The following is a 20794-nucleotide window of genomic DNA, read 5'->3' as shown; positions in this document are numbered from 1 at the left end:
AACGTTCGGATTGTCGATTTTTTGTTACGATCCTCAGTGATTGACTTTGTGACCGCAGTAATCCGATGGTATCCAACCTCGATAACTTTGACAGGCTATTTCCAGAAGCTGCACAGAACTGGGATCTTGCAAGGCTGTATGCAGATTTGGAAACTTCCACAGGAAAAGAACTCAAGCCCTTTGAGAAAGCTTGTTTGCGGGGACTGTTGTGTCGTTATCGCCCTGGACAAATCGCCTTTAAATTTGCTTGGACATCAGGAACCCTCAGAGTTGAGCTGAATAAAGGTCTATATCGATCGCTAGAGGCATTAACAGGAAATCCTTCTAACACGCTGAAATGGGAGCATATCGGCGAATGGTTAGAGGCAAAAGGATATAAGGTTTCATTCCAGCATCAGGTTGGCATTCAAGGGAATCGGATCGATTGGGGTGAAGCGCCGGATATCCCCAGCTTTTTTGGGCGGGTCGAAGATATTAGTAAGTTAGAGCAGTGGATTGGGAACGATCGCTGTCGTCTCGCGGCGGTATGGGGGATGGGGGGCATTGGTAAAACTGCCCTCGTCGCAAAATTAACCGAGAAAGTCCAAGCACAATTTGAATGTACGATCTGGCGATCGCTGCGGGGCGCACAGCCTTTATCCCAACTGCTAGAGGATATTCTGCCATTTCTGGCTGGGGGAAACCTTCAGGGCGCGGCAGATACCTCAGCTTTGCTCGAACTCCTAAAAACCAAGCGCTGCCTAATTGTCTTGGATGACTTTGAGACGATCTTACAAGATGGAGAACTGGTGGGACTGTATCGTCAAGGTTGCGAAGGCTATGCCCAGTTACTAGAACGAATTGGCTCAGAGCGCCATCAAGGCTGCTTGATTGTGGTGAGTCGCGAACAACCCAAGGAAATTTCTACCCATCAAGGACAAGATTTGCCCGTGCGCTCTTATAAACTGGGAGGCTTAAAACGCCAAGGCGCTTTGGAACTGCTCAAAGCGAGAGGTTTCTCTGGCTCTGAGAATGGTTTAGAGGTTCTGGTCGAGCAATATCGAGGCAACCCCTCGGCGCTCAAAATCGTGGCAACGACGATCCAAGATCTGTTTAATGGCAATATCTCGGAGTTTCTCAAGCATACTGCCTTGGCGTTGGGGGATATTCTGCGTACCTTGCTCTATCAGCAGTTTGAGCGTTTATCTGACCTAGAGAAAGATGTGATCTATTGGTTGGCGCTAAAACGTAGACCTGTATCTTTGGCGAATTTGCGTGAAGACATGGATCTGCAAACATCTGGCTCAGAACTCATTAATGCTTTGGAGTCTTTACGGTGGCGATCGCTGATTGAAAAAGTGACCGAGCAGGATGAAGTCATGTTTATGCTAGAACCTGTCGTCACCAAGTATGTAAACAAAAACTATATTGACGAAATTAGTAAGGAAGTTAATGACATTCTTACCAATCGCAGCTTTAGTAAGATTCGCCTGCTCAAAAGTCATGCTTTGGTGGAAGATCGTGCCCCAGACTCGATTCGAGCGATCCAGATCCGTTTGGTGCTCAAGCCCATTAAAGATAAGCTCGCCAAATCGTTGCTCCAAGCAGAACTGACAGCGGATACACTCCACGATATTCTCTCGGCACAATTAAACCCAGCTTTGCAGGATGGTTATGCTGAGACAAACATGGCTCTATTGGGGCTATGGTGGTAGTTCTTTCAATCGACTGTCCAAAATAAAACGACTGTCCAAAACAAAAACTCCCCATCAGCTTTGGGGAGTTTTTGTTTTTTCTCCCCCCTTTTGAAAGGGGGGCTAGGATAAAGCTAGGGTTACAGCTAGATTTAAACCAGTGTGACACTACCGATAAAGCGATCGGACTCTGCCTTTGCCTCAGACAATTGCTGGGAAAGGAGAGGTAGGTCAGCCCCATCGATTCTTGGTTTTACAGACTCAAAGGCAGGCACAACAATAGACTTGTCTTGTTTAGCAAGACGGTTGTAAAGCTCTTGGGTATGTGGGTAGTTGAAAGCAGGGAAGGTGGTATAGCGGTTGTAAGGTACGACATCTTCACCAAAAGCTTCTAGATACTCAAGGCTACTGACGAGTTCGGTCACAAATGTCTTGAGACCTTTGTTTGCCAGTACGAGATTGTACTTGCGAATTTCGGCTTGATCCAAAGGAGCGCGTCCCAAGAAGTGCTTTGTACCCAATTCGATCACCTTGGTGTTCGGATAAGGGGTGTAAAACTCCTTGATGTACAGGTCAGAAGTCCCGATCGCCAAGATAAATTCCTTGACAGAAATCTCACTATTTTTTAGACGGCTAGCAAAACGGCTAAATTGTTCGTCGGCAACATAGGCATCCATGTCACGCTCGAATACTTGGCGGTAAGCAGCACGGACGAGGCTGTTGACTTCAACTGGTTCGGTATTGGTGAGTTTGAATACCTTGGTTTGTACGCGTTTCTTGGTAACACCTTGGGCAATGCGATCGCGGATTGAAACCTCTGAACGTTGCTCCGTAACAGCACCCAATTCGATAAAGCGAGGAGTTTTCGTTTTATCAGCTTTTTCAACCGCTCTTCCGCGATTCTTTCTGAGAGAAAGACCTGCGGGGGTGAGATAACGCTCGTAAGGAACCGTATCTTCACCAAAAGCTGCCGAGTAGTCAGTGCTGTCAATCAAAGCATCAATCAAGGCATAGAAACCTTGTTTGGCACAGATGTCATAGTACTTATTCATCTCTGGGCGGCCATAGGTAGGACGACCGATCAGACGACGGTGGATATACTCGATCGCTTTACAGACATAGAGCTTTGTCCAATAGAGATCGCGGAATAGGTTGGACTTGGCAAGCTGACGCACAAACTCGCGTACCGTAATTTCGCCATTTTCCAGTTTGATCTCAGAGACTTTTAAACGCTGACCTTCATAAACATCCCGACCGATTACTTGCAGATAAATGGCTCGGATCACTGCTTGGGTAGAGTTTTCGGTGTTTTTGATGCTTATACCCTTCGTAAACTTTTTGCCACTAAAGGCTGGGAGTTGATCGAGCTTAAACACCTTAGGTCCAAGTGTTCCAGGGGGTTCACCGATCGCACCAGGATTGCCGAGTTCGTTAGAAGTTGGCGGACCAACGCGAATCAGAATGCGGTGCGTATCCTTGCCGAATGGAGCAGGACTGGAACTGGGATTTCTGGTTTCTTTGGGGAAGATCGCGCCAAATTGAATTTCCAGAGGATCGTTACCAGAGCCATAAACATGCTGATCGGGTAAGGAGCGTTGGTAAGACGCAAACAGGGTAATGAACTGAGGAACCTTACGGAAGGGGGCAGAATATTTAAACAGGTCAAACTGTGCGCCCCAGTTACGACTAGGTTGTGCCTCTTGACCATAACCGCGCTGATAGGGAACGGTTTCTTCGCCAAAATAGTCGCTGTACTCAGTAGAGTCAACCAGTGCATCGACTAGGGCACTCAAACCACCTGTAGAGACAATGGAGAAATACTTTTGTACTTCTTCGCGACTTTCAGGGGCGCGTCCGAGGAAATGCTTAAAGGCAAGTTCGAGAGCGCGTGAATTAATGAAGGGTAAAAAGAACTGGTCGCGATACAGAGGCGACTTGCCGAGGCGGCGCACAAACTCGCGGGTAGAGATTTCGTTGTTTTTAAGCTTCGATTCTAGGTCAGAGACGCTTTGGCTATAGGCACGGGTAATATCGCGCTCAAAAATTTGGCGATAGGCGGCCCTAACCACATCGTTCTTCTCGGTTGAAGAAAGACCGGGCTTCATCACAAACTTTTGACGGCGCTCAGCAGTGTTGAAGTAGATTTGGGGTAAGCTCAAGCCTTGCAAATCTGAGGAGTTGCGCTGACGAACCTTTTCAGAGGGGGTAGGAGCTTTAAACTCAGCGATCGCTACATCCATGTACTGACCGACGAGCGCGATCGCTTCAGCATCGCCAACAAAGTAGCTTGCCGCAGCTTGCTTCATGGTTTGCAGAGCCACAATCGTTGCCTCAGTAGAGCAAGCAGCCTCGATAATCTCGCGCAAACCTCTGGTGTTTTGAGCCAAGATATTGGGGTCACCTGCTACGATCGCGTAGGTGGCGTAACGCAAAAACCAGCTCAAATCCCGCAGCGACTTTTTCATGCGCTCGGGACCATAGCGAGAAATGTTAATGGGGCGGAAGTTGGCTGGAGGTTGATCGATTACACCTGTAATCCCAGTGGCGCTAAAAAAGGACTTGATCGTATCGATAAAGTTAGAACTAGCCTCAGCATAGGTAACCAACCCTAAATCCATACTGCGCTTGATGTTTATCGGAAGACCATCTTGAGCAACTTGGATTTCGTCTTCCTTGGGCTTCTCTAGAAACGCCATCGCCGAACCACCCGTAAAAATACGGCTAGCAGCACGAGAAACGATGTTATCGGAGTTTTTTGTCAGGATGGCAGCGATCTCTAAGCGTTTAACGCCAGATTGGAAATATGCAGTTAAGTCGTCAAGCTCACTACGGCCTGGAAACCGATCCTGTTGTTCTACCTGTGAAATTGTGGAGGTTAGGGCAGTCTGATATAACCGGGGACGGGCGTTAACTGCTCCGCTCGATGCTGTCACACTCATTTGTCTACCTTTTTTTAATGTAAGGATTGTATGTAAAACGTCAAATTAATATTCACCCAGTATAAAGGGGCTAGTAATCTATCTCACCAGAAAATGTCCACCTTACAAAGTAATTTCAACATTTCGTGAAGATAAGTTTTGTAAAGTATCTTAAGGTTAGGACTCGGATGACCCGCCCCAAAATATCTCAATAAAACAACTATAGCGATCCTTAATTGTTGGCGAGCCTAGTGAATTTCTAGTCTGTGCAGGCAAGATGCCTGCGTTACAGTTTTACAGATTTACAACTTATAGGATTTAGGATTGCTAGTTTGCCCTCTTGCGCGGCAACACAATGCCTAATAGGGGTGGCGCGATAAAAGTTGTAACAATCACCATCACCAAAATCGCGGCATTTAAAGCAGGGGATAGCGCCCCACTGGCTGCACCAACTCCCGCAAACACTAGCCCCACTTCACCGCGAGGAATCATGCCAACCCCGATCGCTAAGCGATTAATCGGTACTTTCCCACGGATGGTAAAGCCCGTTACCACCTTGCCCAAAATTGCCACCACAATTAAAAATGTGGCAATAATTAGCCCTTCTCGATTCTCTGGAATCAAGGGATTTAAAACGCCGAGATCGGTTTTAGCTCCTACTGAAACAAAGAAAATCGGTACAAAAATATCCGAGATCGGTTTTAACAAGACTTCGAGCTCTTTGCGCGGATCGGACTCTTCGAGCACTAACCCTGCGGCAAAAGCCCCTAAGATCGCCTCCAAATGTAATGCTGCCCCAAGATATGCCATGCTCAAAGCAAAAATCATGGCTGGAACAATTACTCCCCCTCTGGTTTTGAGGCGATTAATTACTCTTATGAATGCTCTGTTAAAAAATCTACCAAGCCAAATGGCTCCTAGTAGAAAAACTGTAGCGCCAACGATTAGCAAAACAACGTTGGTAACATCTACCTTTCCTGTTTTCGCAAGACTTGCCACCACAGCCAAGACCATAATTCCCAGAACATCATCGATGACTGCGGCTCCCAGAATAATTTGACCCTCTTTGGAATTTAACTGACCCAATTCTGATAGGACTTTAGAGGTAATCCCTATACTGGTTGCTGTGAGCGCAGCTCCTGCAAAGATCGCAGGAATTGCTGACATGTGAAACAGCAGCATCAAGCCCACCGTTCCAAGTGCGAAGGGTACGGTCACGCCTACCACTGCCACGATCGCAGCTTGAGCCCCCACTTTGAGTAATTCCCGAAGATTTGACTCCAACCCAATCTCAAACAGCAGAATAATCACTCCTAACTCTGAAAAATCATAGAGTATCTCACTGATTGAGGCGAAGGTGGCTGGTGTGGCTTCGGCACTTAGCCCATTTGTGGCTTGCAAAAAAGCCACAATCATAGAATTAGATCTCGCATCGTTTCCATTCGCAAATATAAGGATATGGAACGCTGAGACCCCGATTAAAACGCCACCAACCAGTTCGCCTAAGACTGTGGGAAATCCAAACCTATGCGATATCTCTCCACCTAACTTACTGGTGAAATAAATGACGACTAAGCTTAGTAAAACGCCTGCGAGGACAATGGAACTGCTTGCTTGGACTGCAGTTGCCAGTAAAAATGTTGGTTTGCTAAAATCAAACCCAAAATTGAAAATAGAAGCAAGAGAATCTCCTAGATTTGCTCGAATCATTAGCTCCTGATAGGTTGTGTTTACCCAAGATAGTATCAATTTTTCGCTTCGTTAATCGGTACAAGATCGTACATTTGCGATCGTAGCAGTCAAAGGAAAACTCAAGGGTGCTTTCCATGGATCTCTGCATCCCAACCAATTCTTTTGTTTAGCGCTCTGATTGAGCCGAATCTCGCTAGGTTTTTCACCGCAGTCGGCTGAATATTCAACTGATATCCAAACGGTAAAAGGGTGAGATGCCGCAAATGGCTTTGCGATTGTTTAAATTGCTATAATTAGGCTCAGCTTTTTGGCGATCGTTATGCGATCGAAACCTATGACGAATACAATCGGTAAATTAGAGACGATCTACCCTAGCACCGACGGACAACCGATGGCAGAAAGCACGGAGCATTATCAATGGATTGTCACGATCGCGGGGGGATTAGAATCTCTCTTTAAAGATGATGAGAATGTATTTGTTGCGGGGGATTTATTATGGTATCCCGTAGAAGGTAAGCCTGAAATTCGTCGTGCGCCTGATGCAATGGTGGTATTTGGTAGACCAAAGGGGTCAAGAGGTTCTTACATTCAACATTTAGAAGGAGGAATAGCACCCCAAGTAGTATTTGAGATTTTGTCTAGAGGCAATCGCATTTTAGAAATGTTGCGTAAGTTTGATTTTTATCAAACCTATGGTGTGGAGGAATATTTCGTTTACGATCATCTTTCTAATGACTTGGTAATATGGACGAGAAATCACGAACAGAATCGATTAGAACCTGTTGAAGATATCCAAAATTGGCAAAGTCCCCGTTTAGGGATTCGTTTTGAACTTACTGATGAGAGTTTAAATATTTTTAATCCTGATGGAACTAAGTTTTTGACCTATCTCGAACAGGTCGAGCAAAAGGAAAAAGCTCTTGATGCAATGTCTAAATATGCGACTAAGTTACGTGAAATGGGCATCGATCCTGATTCGCTCTGATTTTAATACCCGATCGCTGCCCCGATATTGGTATGGAGAGTCTTCAATCTGATCGACTGACAAAAGTAAATAGTGGGAAGGGGAAAGCATACAGAGAATGGATTTGAGTAAAAAATGAATCAAGAATTGCCAACATCCATTTATTTGCATATCCCATTTTGTCGAAGGCGCTGCTTTTACTGCGATTTTGCTATTACTACGGGGGGCGAAGACCTCAAACAACGCTATGTCGAAACCCTCTGTCAAGAAATCGCCCTGACTGCTGCCCATAAACCACCTAAAGCCCAACTCCAAACTATCTTTTTTGGTGGCGGCACTCCTTCGCTTTTGAGCGTCGCGCAAATCGATCGCATTCTCGAAGCGATCGCAAGGCATTTTGGCATCGTAGCAAAGGCAGAAATCTCTCTGGAAGCCAACCCAGGCACGATCGCTTTAGAAACCGCCGCAGGCTACCACGCCTCGGGTGTAAATCGGATTAGTTTAGGGGCACAGGCATTTCAGCAGGAACTTTTGGATGTTTGCGGAAGGGGGCATAGCGTCGAAGAAATCTATACTGCTGTAGATGTCATTCAAAAGGCGGGGATTGCGAACTTCAGTTTAGATCTGATCTCAGGCTTACCCAAACAAACGATCGCGCAATGGCAAGAGTCTTTAGATCGTGCGATCGCCTTTGCACCCACCCACATGTCGATCTATGACCTCACGATTGAAGAAGGAACGGCATTTGGGAAACGCTATCAAGCAGGCGATCGCCCCCTCCCTACTGAAGAGATGACCGTTGAGATGTATTTACTGGCAAGGCAAGCCCTGCAATCATCGGGTTACGAACATTATGAAATCTCTAACTACGCGCGATCGGGCTATCAATGCCAACACAATCGCACCTATTGGCTCAATCAACCTTTTTACGGGGTCGGCATGGGAGCGACCAGCTATCTAGATCGAGAACGCATCGATCGCCCTCGCAAAATCCGCGAATATTTTGAAATGGTGGAAGCTTGGCAGCAATTGGGCAAGGTTCCGTTTGCGCCTAAGGTTTTAGATGTAGAAGAGTTGTTAGACTTGCTCATGCAAGGTTTGCGGCTTTCAGAAGGCTTAAGCCTTCAATCTCTAACTCAAAGATATGGCAAGGAATTAAGCGATCGGGTGTGCGAGTTGATGGAACCCTATCTCGGTAAAAAATGGGCAAGTCTAGAGAATGGATATCTCAAATTGATTCCACCCGATGGCTGGCTTTTCTCAAATGAGATTATTACCGATTTGTTTGAAAAACTTGGCTGAGAACGAGGATCGCTATTTGGGTGGGAACTTACACTTGACCTGAATCTCAAAGTTGCTTTCGGCAGAGGCTTTAGTGAGGACGGGAATACCTGCTTCACCGCTAATCTTTAAGCCAAACTTGAGCGTGACTTCTTCTACCTGAGCATCACCGAGATTTTTGAACGCTCCGATCGCATATCTCGTATAAAGACGAATCGTTTCGTGAACTTCTTGCAGTCTAGCGATCGCGTCTTCTTTGACCCCATAGGACTCGCGATCGTTGCTTGACTCAGTGGGTAAATCGTCATCTGACTCAGCAATCTCGATCGTCCGAATTTCGCCATCTTCTTGTTCGATGTAAATTTTGTGAGCCATAGCAGAGACACAATTAAGAGTTTTGCCTGTATTCTATTAGCACAAGGCAGCGATCGCAATGTAGATTTTTAGATTATGGCTCGATATGGTTTGGTGGTGGGTGTAGCCAAATATAAAATGCCACTGGGTAGCCTCAGTAAGACGGAGGGCGATGCCAAGGCAGTTGCCGATCTGCTCAGGCAGCATGGGGATTTTGAAGATATTCAGGTGCTTACAGGTGAGGTGACAGCAAAGCAGCTAGAAGATGCGCTGGGGCGATTGCTGACGGAACGGGCAGAGCGTAATGAGGCTCTGATCTACTATACGGGTCATGCTGTAGTCGTGAAGGGAAATTTTGGCAAAAAACGCGGCTATTTTGCACTGTCAAATACAACGCTAAAAAATGGTAATGGGGCAATCACAGGAATTGAGAATGGCATTGCCTTAGACGATCTGAGCGGTCTGATTGGTGAGGCAAATTTGAGCAATCTAGTGGTGTTGCTCGACTGTTGTCATAGCGAGACATTATTGGAAGAAAGTCAGGGATTTTTGCAAAAGGCAGTTGTAACACAAGCATTTGCAGACTTTAAGAAAGACTATTTTTTGGTGTCGGCTTGTCGCAAGTTTGAAGAAGCCTATGCCATGAGAAGCGAAGCGCATAGCATTTTTACGGGGGCTTTATTACGCGGCTTGGCAAGCGATCGCGCCAACGATCGCGGCGTGGTCAATGCTAGCCAAATGTATGGCTATATTTCCGAACAGCTACGCGGTACGGGACAGGAGGCAGTCGATCTAGGGTTTGGTGGTGGCTCAATTCGGATGGTGGACTATCGGGCGGTGGTGGCAGAGAAAGTACCAGAGGATGTTTGTCCTTATGTGGGCTTAGAGGCTTTTACTAAGGAAACTGCCAAGTATTTTAAAGGGCGCGATCGCTTTGTGCGGTTGCTTTTACAAAAGCTGAATGAATCGAACTTTGTGCCTGTAATTGGGGCTTCGGGTAGTGGTAAATCTTCACTGGTGAGGGCAGGGTTGATCTCGGAGCTAGAGGCGCAGGGCAATTGGCTGATTTTGCCGCCAATTAAACCTGGGGACTTTTCTGACAACCCTGTGATGGGAATCAGTTGGGTATTGGCGCAACTTTGCCAGAGGGCGGATACCAAACGGGAAATTAGCAAAGCGATCGCGGCAGGAAACTTAGAAGCAGCGATCGCTTGTTTGGCCGAACCGAAAAAGATTTTGCTAGTCGTCGATCAGTTTGAGGAAATATTTACAGTTTGTCCAGTGGAAAAGGAAGCAGAACGCCAGCAATTTATCGATCTGTTGGTGGGGATTACGCAGTGCCCCGATTCGCGGTTGCGCGTGGTGACGACGATGCGGGCGGATTTCTTTGAGAATTGTCTCGGCTATCGCGGCTTAGGGGAGGTGATTCAGCAGCATCAGGTGCTGTTGCTGCCGATGAATGAGGCGGAATTGCAAGAGGCGATCGCTGCTCCCGCCAAAGCAGGTCAATATGAGCTAGGGGAGGGACTGCTGACAGCGATTTTGCGAGATGTGCGCGATGAAAAAAATGTGCTGCCATTGCTAGAGTTTGCCTTGACGCAGTTATGGGAACGCCGCGAAAATCGTCGGTTGACTTTCGCTATCTATGACGATTTGGGTGGGGTGATGGGAGCGCTGAACAATCACGCTAAGCTTATTTATGATTCGCTGAAACCTCAAGAGCAGGAATGGGCAAAGCGGATTTGTTTGATGTTAGTGCGTACTGGCATAGGGGAAAAGGATACGCGCCAACGCCAAACTAAGAAGGAACTTTCAAAACTGGCGAAAGATGGCGATCGCCAAGATTTTCAGATGGCACTGGATCGGTTGGTGGCAGCGCGACTATTGGTAACGGGAAAGGATGGGGATGGCGATGCTTGGGTAGATATGGCGCATGAGGCGTTGATGGATAAATGGCTATATTTCGCGAAGTGGCGAGAAGAAAAACGGGATGTGTTGCGGTTGGTAAATCGAATTAGGGATGCTTTTGATGAATGGAATAAAGCTCTGGACAAGGACAAGTTTTTATTACCTGAAGGTGTTGTCGCCCAAATCGAGGAAGTGGAAGTTGCCATTAACGATTACCTCACACCCGAACAACAGGAATTTGTGCGGCGAAATCGTTACAAATACAAGCCTTGGCTCGATCCTAGCAACTTTCCCGAAATGCTGGATATTCCCAGTGGCACGGTTTGGATGGGATCGCCCGATGGAAGAGGCTACGATGACGAAAAGCCCTACCACCAAGTCAGCGTACCTGCATTTCGCATGGGTAAGTATCCCGTCACTCAGGCACAATGGCGAACTGTAGCGATGTCGCCCAAAATAGATCGCGACTTGAGCCTATCTCCTTCCTACCATCGCGGCGACGATCGCCCTGTAGAGCAAATAACTTGGCACGAAGCCCAAGAGTTTTGCGCGCGGCTATCGAAACTGACAGGAGAGAGCTATCGCTTGCCCAGCGAAGCGGAATGGGAATATGCCTGTCGTGCGGGAGCAAAAGATTATACCGAGTATTGTTTTGGCGATGATGTCAGTCAGTTGGTCGATTATGCTTGGTTTGGAGACAATAGCGGCAAGTCTCCCTTGGATGCCACTGCGCTTTGGCAGGAATTTAGCAAAGAGAGTAGCAAATACACAAATAAACTTAGCGCAAATGGCAACAGAACGCACAACGTAGGAGGAAGACTGCCAAATGCTTGGGGTCTCTGCGACATGCACGGCAATGTTTGGGAATGGTGTGCCGACGATTGGCATGACAATTATGAAGGCGCGCCAAATGACTCACAGATTTGGGCAAAAGATATTAAGAATTATGAAGACGGCGAAAAAAAATTGCTTCGCGGCGGTTCTTGGGACTTTACTTCTTACGGCTGTCGTTCTGCTTTCCGTGGCAGGTACGTCGCAGACTATCGCTACGACAATATCGGTTTTCGGGTTGTTGTTTCGGTCTTCGGTTCTTCGTGAGGACTTCTCTTTTCCCTTTACACTCTTTCCCTCTTACCCTTTATCTTCGTGATTGGGGCGAAGCCCCTCAAATTTTTTTGCAAAAATAAAGAGTTGTAACTCTTCCAGCCAATCGTTCGACTTCGTGTCATGCTAAAAATCCCAATCCTTGTTTTTGCGTCTTAGTACGTAAGGCACATTGGGTGGGATTGAGTTCCAACCAGCTTCGCGGCGGTTCTTGGAACAATACTTCTAACAACTGTCGTTCTGCTAACCGTAACAGGAACGACGCAGACAATCGCAACAACAATATCGGTTTTCGGGTTGTTGTTTCGGTCTTCGGTTCTTCGTGAGTACTCTCAGCCATCAGAACTGATAAAAGGGATTTTATCGGGCGTATATTGAGAGTCCAAACTCTTTTCCAGCGATGCGGGTGACTGCATCCTAATATAAAACCGAGTCAGTTATTTTAGTAGGGTTTCCCGAAAGATTGACTGGCTCACCCACAGGTTTTAGATCCCAGCCCAGATTCAGATCCCCGACTTTTTCTACTTCAATCAAAAAAGACTTCAAATTTACAAAAAAAGTCGGGGATCTCAGCTCTACTACTCTTTTTATCTTGATGCCAGAACTTGCGATTATTCAAAAAACCTACGATCTGATTAAATGGTATGTTCCCATTCTCAATCGTTTGCCCAGAGAGCATAAGTTTCAGTTAGGAAATCGGATTGTCGAGACACTCTACAAATTCCTAGAATCCTTGATAGAAGCCAAGTATTCCAGACAAAAGCAGGCAAAACTAGAAAGCCTCAATGTTTCTCTTTCCATTCTTCGCTATCAAACTCGCCTCCTCTTTGACTTTGCACTTTTCTCAACCCAACGCTACGAATATGTCAGCAGGCTAATCGATGATATCGGCAACGATCTAGGGGGTTGGCTCAAACAACTTCAAAAAAGAACCGATGAAACGTCACGGCAACCTCTACCAGTAAATAGTTAGTTGGCTTGTCTGCTGGGCGTTCAGATCCCCGACTTTTTTACTCAAATCGCAGACAACTTTAAAAAATTACACCAAAAGTCGGGGATCTCGGCTTAGCTAGGGGCGTTTAGATCCCCGACTTTTTTACTCAAATCGCAGACAACTTTAAAAAATTACACCAAAAGTCGGGGATCTCGGCTTAGCTAGGGGCGTTTAGATCCCCGACTTTTTTACTCAAATCGTAGACAACTTTAAAAAATCGCACCAAAAGTCGGGGATCTTGGCTTGTCCCAAACTTGGCTCCCATTATTCATCTAACATTAAAGCCCTAAGTTGTGGAATTGAAGGGAGAGGATTTTCTGTTAAAAAAGACTGATATTCCTCCTTCGACGTAATCAGAGAGCGAATGAATTCTGTTTTAGGCAAACTTCCATTTCTCAAGCCTGCATATTCGCTAAAGCTAGAGAACTCCCATTCTAGAGCAGTTTTCACCAGACCAGCCTTGACTGGATTAAGATGAATATAACGCACCAAGTGAACCAAATACTCATCAGAATCAACTAACACAGCTTGAAATCTTCCCTGAAATAGCGAACCAACTCGATGAAAGCGCTTGTTAATACCTTTGGTATAGGCAAGAGAGAGCGATCGCATTGCTTCTGACAGACTACCTCCATTACATTGCACCAACAAATGATAATGATTGGGCATTAAGCAATAAGCCAAAATCGAGATATTGCCATCGATCGAATAGCGGCGAGCCAGCCTTAAAAAATGTAGGTAACTTTCTCTCTCAAAAAATATCGTTTGGTAATTATTGCCACGATTGTAAACGTGGTAACAGCTCCCTTGAGCAAAATTTATGGAACGGTGAGGCATAGCTAAAAATTCATAAAAAGGCTGCAAATGGGAGATTAAGATCCCCGACTTCTTTTATGATTAGCATAGATTCTCTTTAAACTTGCAAAAGAAGTCGGGGATCTACGGATCTGCTTTCAGCCAGTATCCATCATCTTTATTGCGATCGCTTATCCCGATTTGCCTAAGCGATTGGGCATGAGAAACTTGGAGATCTGTAGCATCGCGATCGCGCTTCAATTTGGGTACAAAGTTTTACCTGAACTTGCGATCGCGTAGATAATGATTTTCTATAATATAAATGCAGCAGTAAAAACATTACTTGCAAATAAAAAATGGCACAGCTAACCATCGAAATTCCAGACGAATTAGCCCAACGACTTGCCCCTTTTCAAAATCAACTGCCAGAACTGTTTACCCGTTTGATTGCTACAACATTACCTGACGAATCCCTGTCTGGTATCGATTTGAGTGTTTCTCAAGGGGCTGATGTTTCTCCTACTTATCTAGAAGTTCTCGACTTTTTAATCAATCGCCCTACCTCTGAGCAAATTGCCACCTTTAAGGTTTCAGAGCGATCGCAAACACGCTTACAGGAATTACTCCAAAAAAATTGTGATGCCAACCTTAGTTCTTCAGAAGTAGCTGAACTGAATCTCTACGAACAACTGGATGCACTCATGACCATGCTAAAGATAAGAGCCTACACTGCCCAAAAGTATCAAGGCACTTCCAGCGTTCCTAACCCAGCATGACTTCCTACATTTCTGCTTCACTTCGACAATTAGTGTGCGATAGAATTGGAATAAGCATTTTAAACATGAAGAAGGTTACATTTTAGGCTTAACCCCAATTGGCAGAACAACGATATTTTTGCTGAAACTAAATGAACCCAAGCGTTTGCAAATACGTAAAGCTCTAATATTGCAACAACTCTATCCATAAAATCTCTCTGTGAAAGATGGAAGAGTTGAATGATTCTGCACAACAAGCATTTTGAGTTGCCTATCCCTTACCATCCACATATGGGCGGCGATCGCTTTGGGTGATTTCTAGGGTATTTTCGATTCCCTGCCATTCCCCCGACTCTACCTTATCGATCAAATCTTGCAAAGTACTCTGATAAGCACGCAAACTTTTGAGTAAGGCGGGTTGATTGTATTCAGCCATTAATCGACCGAGTTCGGGATTGCCTCCGCCCACGCGACTGGTATCGCGGAAACCAGAACTAGCTAGTTTTTGAGCAAGCTCCGCGATCGCAGCATCCCCCTCTTGTTGGCAAGCCATAATTAAACTCGCGCTAACCATCACGGGTAAATGACTGATCCAAGCCACGGCGCGATCGTGTACCTCGGGACTGCACTCATGCACGATCGCACCCACAGACTGCCACAGCGATCGCACGATTTCTACAGCTTCGCGATCGAGGGCGTTATTTTGAGGATTTTCTAGTTGCGCTCCTTGAGGATCTACAGGATTTGCGAAGGGTGTGATCACGCAAGGACGTTGTTGAAATAAATTACGTTCGGCGGCGGAAATTCCTTGAAAAGCCGTACCCGCCATCGGATGACCTCCCACAAACCGACCCCATTGCTTAGACGCCTGTGCCACGATCGCGGACTTTACAGAGCCAACATCAGTAATGATGGCTTGGGGAGATAATCGACTGGAAATGGATGCGATCGCAGGCAAAATAGCAGGAATAGGCGTACAAATCACCACGAGATCGGCTTGCTTTAGATAGGGAATCATGTCTGGGTCTTGACTGGCAGCCTCGACTGCACCCATCAAGACTGCCTGCTTGCAGGTATCTTGATTTCGACTGATTCCCCAGACATAGTGATTTTGCTTTTGTGCGAGCAAATCTAAACCTAGGGATCCCCCTATTAGCCCCAAACCAATGATGCCAATGTTCATCTATTTGTCATTTGTCGGTTATCGTTAGAGCGATCGCAGTTGACGAATGACGTTGGTACACCCACGGTTGGGATGTAACCCGTAACTGCCGATCTAAAATTTGTTGAGGTTGAGCCCTGCTTCTTTTGCAAATGCTGCTAAGCCTTTTTTCTGAAGGGTCTTAATTGCTTTTGTGGAAATTTGTAAGGTGACGAAGCGCTTGCCTTCTGCCCACCAGATGCGTTTTTGCTGTAGGTTAACGTGTTGTAATCGTTTGTTACGTTTGTGTGAAAACGAGATGCTAACTGAGTTATTGGCTTTTTTGCCTGTTAGCTGACATTGACGACTCATGATTTTTGCTCCTGCATTTTATAGTCCAGTCAACCATTGTACAAAATTTGAGCACAAAAATATGGTTGCGATCGGTTATGTTGAATATTTTATGCTTTGCTGCTGTTCTTGTTAGCTTGTCAGTTAGCTTGTCATGGGCCTTCAACTACCTCCTATTCTACTGTCTTTAGCTCTGGTTCGGGTGTCGGTCGTGGGCTATGAGCTAAGATAAGAATCCGAAAGCATAGATCGCATGCGGTTTCTCGTAAAATCCCCCCAAATTTCAATATGGCGCTACCTCCTAAAACTCGACAAATCAACTTTAGATTTCCCGTGTCTTTATTAAATCTGGCAAAGTCAAAGGCAGAGGAAAATAAACAAACCTTGTCAGAGTGGATTGTTGACCTCGTCGAGCGCGAGTTAAACCCGCAAACATCAACAGCTCCAAATACGCCTGCGAATATTCCGACAGATTGGGCTAATTATATTGGCAAGTACATTAGCGATCGCATCACCCCCCTACAAAAGCAAATTACCGAATTGAGGTTTCAACTGGGGGAGTGCAACGCCTGATTGGTCAAGAAGACACTAATCAGGCAGAGGATTCAGCGCGTTCTTCTCAGCCGAGACCCAAGGATAAATCTAAGGATAAAACAGACGCAACGGGCGATGAGGATACGAACGATCGTCAAAACGCTCGTCAACAGCCCAGCCCAGCAGAGGCAAATATCCCCGAACCTGAGCCGATCCCCGAACCCGAACCCATTCCACCCGAGCCAGAACCCAACGCTTGGGAAGTCTGGACATATCTAGAACGGGAACGCCAAAAAACCTTAACCTGTATTGGGACTTTCGCCGCAGAATGGGAAGCCAGTCGATTTGTCGATGCTGCCGAGCGCAAAAACAGCGGCAGACTTCGTGTTCACTATGAGATTCACCCCATTATCATTCCATCAGAAAATACCCCTGAAACAGAAATGCCTAAGCAAGCACAAGAGCCCGCAGGCGATCGCAAAACCACGGAACCCGAAGCGATCGATGTCGAGGTCTTAGTCGAAGAAAGAGACCCTTGAGCGTAATGCCCCAGATATCATAGGATTCAGATTTGCCCCCAGTCCAAGCGATAAAACAGTATAATTTTCACAATTTAAGCCCTGTATTGTAAGATTAACCCGTAGTAGTGTAGAGAGTAAGCTAAATGCAAACTAGACGTACTGATAACGTGTATCCGGTTAGCTACAACAAGGAAACGGATGTCATTGTAGAAGGCATGACCAAGCGTGAATATTTCGCGATTATGATTATGCAAGGATTAACCGTATCCAATTTCCCGTTTGAAGACGTTTATCAAAAAGCTCGTGCCGCAGTTTTAGAAGCTGATGCCCTCATCGATATTCTGGCAAGTGAATGATCGGTAAAAAAAGCGGTAAGAGTAAAAGCATTCGGGCATAGATCTTCTTGTAACGCAAAAGCTCATCTACCGAATGCTTTGCGCCTACAATAACTATGGATATAGATATGGATATCTGCCAACTAGGAAATATAGGTTTGCGTCAAATTGCTCAACCCGTAGAGAATGTGCGCGATCGGGCTGTGCAAGACTTAATCGATCGCCTGATCGAAACCCTGAAGGTCAAAAAAGGGGTGGGGATCGCCGCACCTCAGGTAGGACAATCGCTGCGGTTAATCATTGTTGCCTCGCACCCCAACGATCGCTATCCCCATGCGCCACGGATGGCTCCAACTGCCATGATCAATCCTCGGATCGTCAGTCATTCCGAGCAAGTCGAAAAAGGGTGGGAAGGCTGCCTATCTGTACCGGGGATTCGGGGACTCGTGCCGCGATATCAAGCGATTGAGGTGGAATATTGCGATCGCGATGGCAACTTAGAAACTACTACCTTTACGGACTTTGTGGCAAGGATCTTTCAGCATGAGTACGATCACCTAGAGGGAAAAGTATTTTTAGACCGCGTGGAAAGTTCTTTAGAATTAATCTCTGAGGCGGAATATCTCAAGCTGATGGCTGCGAAATAACTATGAACCTCTCCCTCCCAGCCTCCCTCTCCTGAGAGGAGATGGAAGAGCAAGAAACTAGTTTTTTTAGCCCCTCGCCTTCTAGGAGAGGGGTTGGGGAGAGGTAAAACTCATGTAATTCCGAATGCTTCGATCCTACATGTATTTGCATTGTGTATTTACATTCCTAATTTGATCTTTGAGGTTTATGGCAATTACTGAAAATTTTTCTGCGCTCAATCCACTGATTACTGCCGATATTCTCAAGCCAGGTCGTTATTTGGGGAATGAATTGGGGGCAGTGCATAAGCCTTGGCATCAGGCGATCGCACGGTGGGCATTGACCTATCCTGAAATCTATGAGGTGGGTGCTTCCAATCTCGGGCATATCATTCTCTACAGCATTCTCAACGCACAAGATCGACAGCTCTGCGATCGGGCTTATCTCCCTGCCCCCGATCTGGCTGCAAAACTAAGGGGATCGAATACGCCTCTATTTGCCGTGGAATCTCAACGTCCTTTGACCGACTTTGATATTTTGGGCTTTAGTCTCAGCTACGAGTTAGGTGCAACCAATGTTTTAGAAATGCTCGATCTGGCGGGCATTCCTTTAACATGGCAGGAACGGAATCCCTTCTCTTTTTCTCAAGAAAAACAACAGTGGGAATATCCGCTGATTTTTGCAGGGGGACAGACAGCGACTTCTAATCCCGAACCCTACGCCGACTTTTTTGATTTTTTTGTCTTGGGCGATGGGGAAGAAGTCTTGCCTGAAATTGGCGTTGTCGTTACCGAGGCAAAACTCGCAGGGCGATCGCGGCAGGAAGTTCTCATGGACTTGGCAAAGGTTCCAGGAGTGTACGTCCCGCAGTTTTATGACATGAACCCTGAAGATGGTTCTGTTTCTCCCAATCGAGAAGGAGTTCCCAAACGTATTTTAAGAAGGGTAGCGGCTCCGATTCCCGAACATAGTATTGGCTTGGTTCCCTTGGTGGAAACTGTCCACGATCGCCTCACGATTGAAATTCGGCGCGGCTGCACGCGGGGCTGTCGCTTCTGCCAGCCGGGGATGTTGACCCGTCCCGCCAGAGATGTGGAACCAGAGGATGTCGTGAATACGATCGAACGAGCCGTGAAGGAAACAGGCTATAACGAATTTTCTTTACTCTCTTTATCCTGTTCCGATTATTTGGCATTGCCTGCGGTGGGCATTGAGATTAAAAATCGCCTCAATAATCAGCACATCAATCTCTCGCTCCCCAGTCAGCGCGTCGATCGCTTTGATGAGAATATCGCCAATATTCTGAAAGGGGATGGGAGGCAGCAAGGGCTAACCTTTGCTCCAGAAGCAGGCACGCAAAGATTGCGAGATGTCATCAACAAGGGACTTACCGATGAAGAATTGCTGCGCGGCGTGCGCACGGCTTACGAGCAGGGTTGGGATCGGGTCAAGCTCTATTTCATGATTGGATTGCCCACCGAAACCGACGAAGATGTGATTGGTATTGCCAAAACGATTAGCTGGTTGCAATCTCAATGCCGTCTAGATGGACGCAAGCGCTTGAATGTGAATGTGACAATTTCCAACTTCACACCCAAGCCCCATACGCCTTTTCAATGGCATAGTGTCTCTACGGAGGACTTTCTGCACAAGCAAAAGCTGCTCAAAACAGAATTTCGGTTTGCTAAAGGCGTAAAGGTCAACTTCACCACTGTTGAAATTTCGGCAATGGAAGATTTTGTCGGACGTGGCGATCGCAGGCTGGGTGCTGTGCTCAAACGAGCGTGGCAACTGGGTGCAGGTATGGATGCTTGGTTTGAAAATACCCATCGCGCGTTTCAAGCATGGACAACAGCGATCGAGGAATCGGGTCTGAAATGGGAAATGCCCGCACCACAATACGCTCAAGCTCTCCCTTGGGATCATCTCGATACGGGTATCGATAAACAGTGGTTGCTGGATGACTGGAACCGCGCGATCGCAGCAGAAACCGTTCCCGATTGTTCGTTTCATGGCTGTTCTAAATGTGGAGTATGCAGTCCCGACTTTGGTCATAACATCGTTGTGCCGCCACCACCGATTCCAGCATTTACAGGGTACTCGCAGTTGAGCGGCGTAGCAAGGCAGCAACGTTTGCGCGTCACGTTCGGCAAGTTAGGAAGCATGGCGTTGATTTCCCATCTAGATCTCGTGCGTTTGTTCAGTAGAGCGATGCGACGTGCCGATCTTCCCATTGCCTATACGGAAGGCTTTAACCCCTTGCCCCGTATTGCTTTAGCCAAAGCCCTCTCTTTGGGACACAGCAGCGCAGGCGAAGTTGCCGATTTTGAACTCACCGCCGCGATCGCTCCCGCAGAATTTCAACAACGGCTGGCGGCACAACTGCCCCCAGAGATTCCGATCTATGCTACCCATGACATTGCGATCGACGCACCCTCGGCAGATGTGACTTTGCAAATTGCCGAATATCGGCTCACCTTAGGAAGGGATACAGAAATAGATTCACGAATAGAACTATCAGAATCTATCGATCGCACCATTGAAAGCCTAATTCAGCAAGTGAACGCCGCCCAGTCGATTTTGATGCCCAAACGCTCTAAGTCTGGCAAGGAGCAACTATTGGAAATGCGCGATCGCTTATTTGAGCTAGATTTAATCGAAGTAAATTCTGCTTCAGATATTCAAATTCGCTATGTGGGGAGCTGCCGCTCGGATAGCACGCTCAAACCCGAGTATGTTTTGTTTATGCTAAATCAGTTTACCGTCGATGCTCCCCTTAAACTCCTCCACGTCCATCGTGAAGCATTGCGGTAATACTTCAATCATCCCAACATGAATTCAGAGCAA

The 20794-nt window shown here is 46.5% G+C and carries 18 protein-coding genes; 12 read left to right on the top strand and 6 right to left on the bottom strand.

Annotated features, from left to right (window positions below; genetic code table 11):
• Positions 1-65: 65 nt before the first annotated feature.
• Positions 66-1694 (top strand): NB-ARC domain-containing protein, encoded by a 1629-nt coding sequence (locus tag V2H45_RS04030; protein WP_330482333.1) that lies wholly within the window; start codon positions 66-68, stop codon positions 1692-1694.
• 131 nt (positions 1695-1825) lie between these two features.
• Here the strand turns inward: V2H45_RS04030 and V2H45_RS04025 are convergent, their stop codons facing one another.
• The gene (locus V2H45_RS04025) at positions 1826-4612 is read right to left on the bottom strand and encodes a phycobilisome rod-core linker polypeptide (RefSeq protein ID WP_330482332.1); all 2787 of its coding nucleotides are present in this window, start codon (positions 4610-4612) and stop codon (positions 1826-1828) included.
• 306 nt (positions 4613-4918) lie between these two features.
• Positions 4919-6301: a cation:proton antiporter gene (locus V2H45_RS04020; protein ID WP_330482331.1), complete on the bottom strand. Its 1383-nt coding sequence runs from the start codon at positions 6299-6301 to the stop codon at positions 4919-4921.
• 316 nt (positions 6302-6617) lie between these two features.
• On the opposite strand from V2H45_RS04020, the gene V2H45_RS04015 reads away from it, so the two are divergent.
• Positions 6618-7268 carry a Uma2 family endonuclease gene (locus V2H45_RS04015; RefSeq protein ID WP_330482330.1) on the top strand — a complete coding sequence of 217 codons (651 nt, stop codon included), beginning with the start codon at positions 6618-6620 and terminating at the stop codon, positions 7266-7268.
• A gap of 114 nt (positions 7269-7382) precedes the next feature.
• On the top strand, positions 7383-8549 hold the full coding sequence (gene hemW / locus V2H45_RS04010) for a radical SAM family heme chaperone HemW (protein ID WP_330482329.1): 1167 nt from the start codon (positions 7383-7385) through the stop codon (positions 8547-8549).
• Between the two features lie 12 nt (positions 8550-8561).
• Here the strand turns inward: hemW and V2H45_RS04005 are convergent, their stop codons facing one another.
• Complete coding sequence (locus V2H45_RS04005) at positions 8562-8903, bottom strand: CU044_2847 family protein (RefSeq protein WP_330482328.1); 342 nt, start codon at positions 8901-8903, stop codon at positions 8562-8564.
• A 75-nt stretch (positions 8904-8978) separates the two neighbouring features.
• Between V2H45_RS04005 and V2H45_RS04000 the strand changes: the two genes are divergently transcribed.
• The 3 genes from V2H45_RS04000 (at position 8979) to avd (ending at position 12867) form a co-directional block, all read left to right on the top strand.
• Positions 8979-11888 (top strand): nSTAND1 domain-containing NTPase, encoded by a 2910-nt coding sequence (locus V2H45_RS04000; RefSeq protein ID WP_330482327.1) that lies wholly within the window; start codon positions 8979-8981, stop codon positions 11886-11888.
• Positions 11889-12070: 182 nt separating this feature from the next.
• Positions 12071-12220 (top strand): SUMF1/EgtB/PvdO family nonheme iron enzyme, encoded by a 150-nt coding sequence (locus tag V2H45_RS25520; protein WP_408648718.1) that lies wholly within the window; start codon positions 12071-12073, stop codon positions 12218-12220.
• 269 nt (positions 12221-12489) lie between these two features.
• Positions 12490-12867: a diversity-generating retroelement protein Avd gene (gene avd, locus V2H45_RS03990; protein ID WP_330482325.1), complete on the top strand. Its 378-nt coding sequence runs from the start codon at positions 12490-12492 to the stop codon at positions 12865-12867.
• A gap of 285 nt (positions 12868-13152) precedes the next feature.
• Here avd and V2H45_RS03985 read toward each other — a convergent pair whose 3' ends face one another.
• A complete protein-coding gene (locus V2H45_RS03985) occupies positions 13153-13725 on the bottom strand; it encodes an REP-associated tyrosine transposase (RefSeq protein WP_330482324.1) in 573 nt (190 codons plus the stop codon).
• Between the two features lie 314 nt (positions 13726-14039).
• On the opposite strand from V2H45_RS03985, the gene V2H45_RS03980 reads away from it, so the two are divergent.
• Entirely contained in the window at positions 14040-14459 is a 420-nt protein-coding gene (locus tag V2H45_RS03980) for a hypothetical protein (protein ID WP_330482323.1), read from the top strand.
• A gap of 250 nt (positions 14460-14709) precedes the next feature.
• Here V2H45_RS03980 and V2H45_RS03975 read toward each other — a convergent pair whose 3' ends face one another.
• Entirely contained in the window at positions 14710-15621 is a 912-nt protein-coding gene (locus V2H45_RS03975; protein WP_330482322.1) for a prephenate/arogenate dehydrogenase, read from the bottom strand.
• Positions 15622-15714: 93 nt separating this feature from the next.
• Positions 15715-15951 (bottom strand): 50S ribosomal protein L28, encoded by a 237-nt coding sequence (gene rpmB, locus V2H45_RS03970; RefSeq protein WP_330482321.1) that lies wholly within the window; start codon positions 15949-15951, stop codon positions 15715-15717.
• Between the two features lie 267 nt (positions 15952-16218).
• Here rpmB and V2H45_RS03965 point away from each other — a divergent pair, with 267 nt between their 5' ends.
• The 5 genes from V2H45_RS03965 (at position 16219) to V2H45_RS03945 (ending at position 20761) form a co-directional block, all read left to right on the top strand.
• Positions 16219-16503: a hypothetical protein gene (locus V2H45_RS03965; protein WP_330482320.1), complete on the top strand. Its 285-nt coding sequence runs from the start codon at positions 16219-16221 to the stop codon at positions 16501-16503.
• The gene (locus V2H45_RS03960) at positions 16491-17003 is read left to right on the top strand and encodes a hypothetical protein (protein ID WP_330482319.1); all 513 of its coding nucleotides are present in this window, start codon (positions 16491-16493) and stop codon (positions 17001-17003) included. The genes V2H45_RS03965 and V2H45_RS03960 overlap by 13 nt, the downstream gene beginning before the upstream one ends.
• Positions 17004-17152: 149 nt before the next feature.
• The gene (locus V2H45_RS03955) at positions 17153-17341 is read left to right on the top strand and encodes a hypothetical protein (protein WP_330482318.1); all 189 of its coding nucleotides are present in this window, start codon (positions 17153-17155) and stop codon (positions 17339-17341) included.
• Positions 17342-17436: 95 nt separating this feature from the next.
• Positions 17437-17967 (top strand): peptide deformylase, encoded by a 531-nt coding sequence (gene def, locus V2H45_RS03950; RefSeq protein ID WP_330482317.1) that lies wholly within the window; start codon positions 17437-17439, stop codon positions 17965-17967.
• Positions 17968-18154: 187 nt separating this feature from the next.
• On the top strand, positions 18155-20761 hold the full coding sequence (locus V2H45_RS03945; RefSeq protein WP_330482316.1) for a TIGR03960 family B12-binding radical SAM protein: 2607 nt from the start codon (positions 18155-18157) through the stop codon (positions 20759-20761).
• Positions 20762-20794: the final 33 nt, after the last annotated feature.

The organism is Tumidithrix elongata BACA0141 (assembly GCF_036349135.1).
Classification (GTDB): Bacteria; Cyanobacteriota; Cyanobacteriia; order Pseudanabaenales; family Pseudanabaenaceae; genus Tumidithrix; species Tumidithrix elongata.
Note: the sequence above shows the minus strand (reverse complement) of the source record. Positions and strands in the feature narration are given on the sequence as shown.

What these genes read in the sequence shown, in the direction of transcription:
- V2H45_RS04015 (WP_330482330.1), top strand. Translation starts at nt 6,618, where the DNA reads ATGACGAATACAATCGGTAAATTAGAGACGATCTACCCTAGCACCGAC.
- V2H45_RS03985 (WP_330482324.1), bottom strand. Translation starts at nt 13,725, where the DNA reads ATGCCTCACCGTTCCATAAATTTTGCTCAAGGGAGCTGTTACCACGTT.
- V2H45_RS04020 (WP_330482331.1), bottom strand. Translation starts at nt 6,301, where the DNA reads ATGATTCGAGCAAATCTAGGAGATTCTCTTGCTTCTATTTTCAATTTT.
- V2H45_RS03980 (WP_330482323.1), top strand. Translation starts at nt 14,040, where the DNA reads ATGGCACAGCTAACCATCGAAATTCCAGACGAATTAGCCCAACGACTT.
- V2H45_RS03975 (WP_330482322.1), bottom strand. Translation starts at nt 15,621, where the DNA reads ATGAACATTGGCATCATTGGTTTGGGGCTAATAGGGGGATCCCTAGGT.
- V2H45_RS04005 (WP_330482328.1), bottom strand. Translation starts at nt 8,903, where the DNA reads ATGGCTCACAAAATTTACATCGAACAAGAAGATGGCGAAATTCGGACG.
- hemW (WP_330482329.1), top strand. Translation starts at nt 7,383, where the DNA reads ATGAATCAAGAATTGCCAACATCCATTTATTTGCATATCCCATTTTGT.
- V2H45_RS03965 (WP_330482320.1), top strand. Translation starts at nt 16,219, where the DNA reads ATGGCGCTACCTCCTAAAACTCGACAAATCAACTTTAGATTTCCCGTG.
- avd (WP_330482325.1), top strand. Translation starts at nt 12,490, where the DNA reads ATGCCAGAACTTGCGATTATTCAAAAAACCTACGATCTGATTAAATGG.
- V2H45_RS04025 (WP_330482332.1), bottom strand. Translation starts at nt 4,612, where the DNA reads ATGAGTGTGACAGCATCGAGCGGAGCAGTTAACGCCCGTCCCCGGTTA.
- V2H45_RS03945 (WP_330482316.1), top strand. Translation starts at nt 18,155, where the DNA reads ATGGCAATTACTGAAAATTTTTCTGCGCTCAATCCACTGATTACTGCC.
- V2H45_RS04000 (WP_330482327.1), top strand. Translation starts at nt 8,979, where the DNA reads ATGGCTCGATATGGTTTGGTGGTGGGTGTAGCCAAATATAAAATGCCA.
- def (WP_330482317.1), top strand. Translation starts at nt 17,437, where the DNA reads ATGGATATAGATATGGATATCTGCCAACTAGGAAATATAGGTTTGCGT.
- rpmB (WP_330482321.1), bottom strand. Translation starts at nt 15,951, where the DNA reads ATGAGTCGTCAATGTCAGCTAACAGGCAAAAAAGCCAATAACTCAGTT.
- V2H45_RS04030 (WP_330482333.1), top strand. Translation starts at nt 66, where the DNA reads ATGGTATCCAACCTCGATAACTTTGACAGGCTATTTCCAGAAGCTGCA.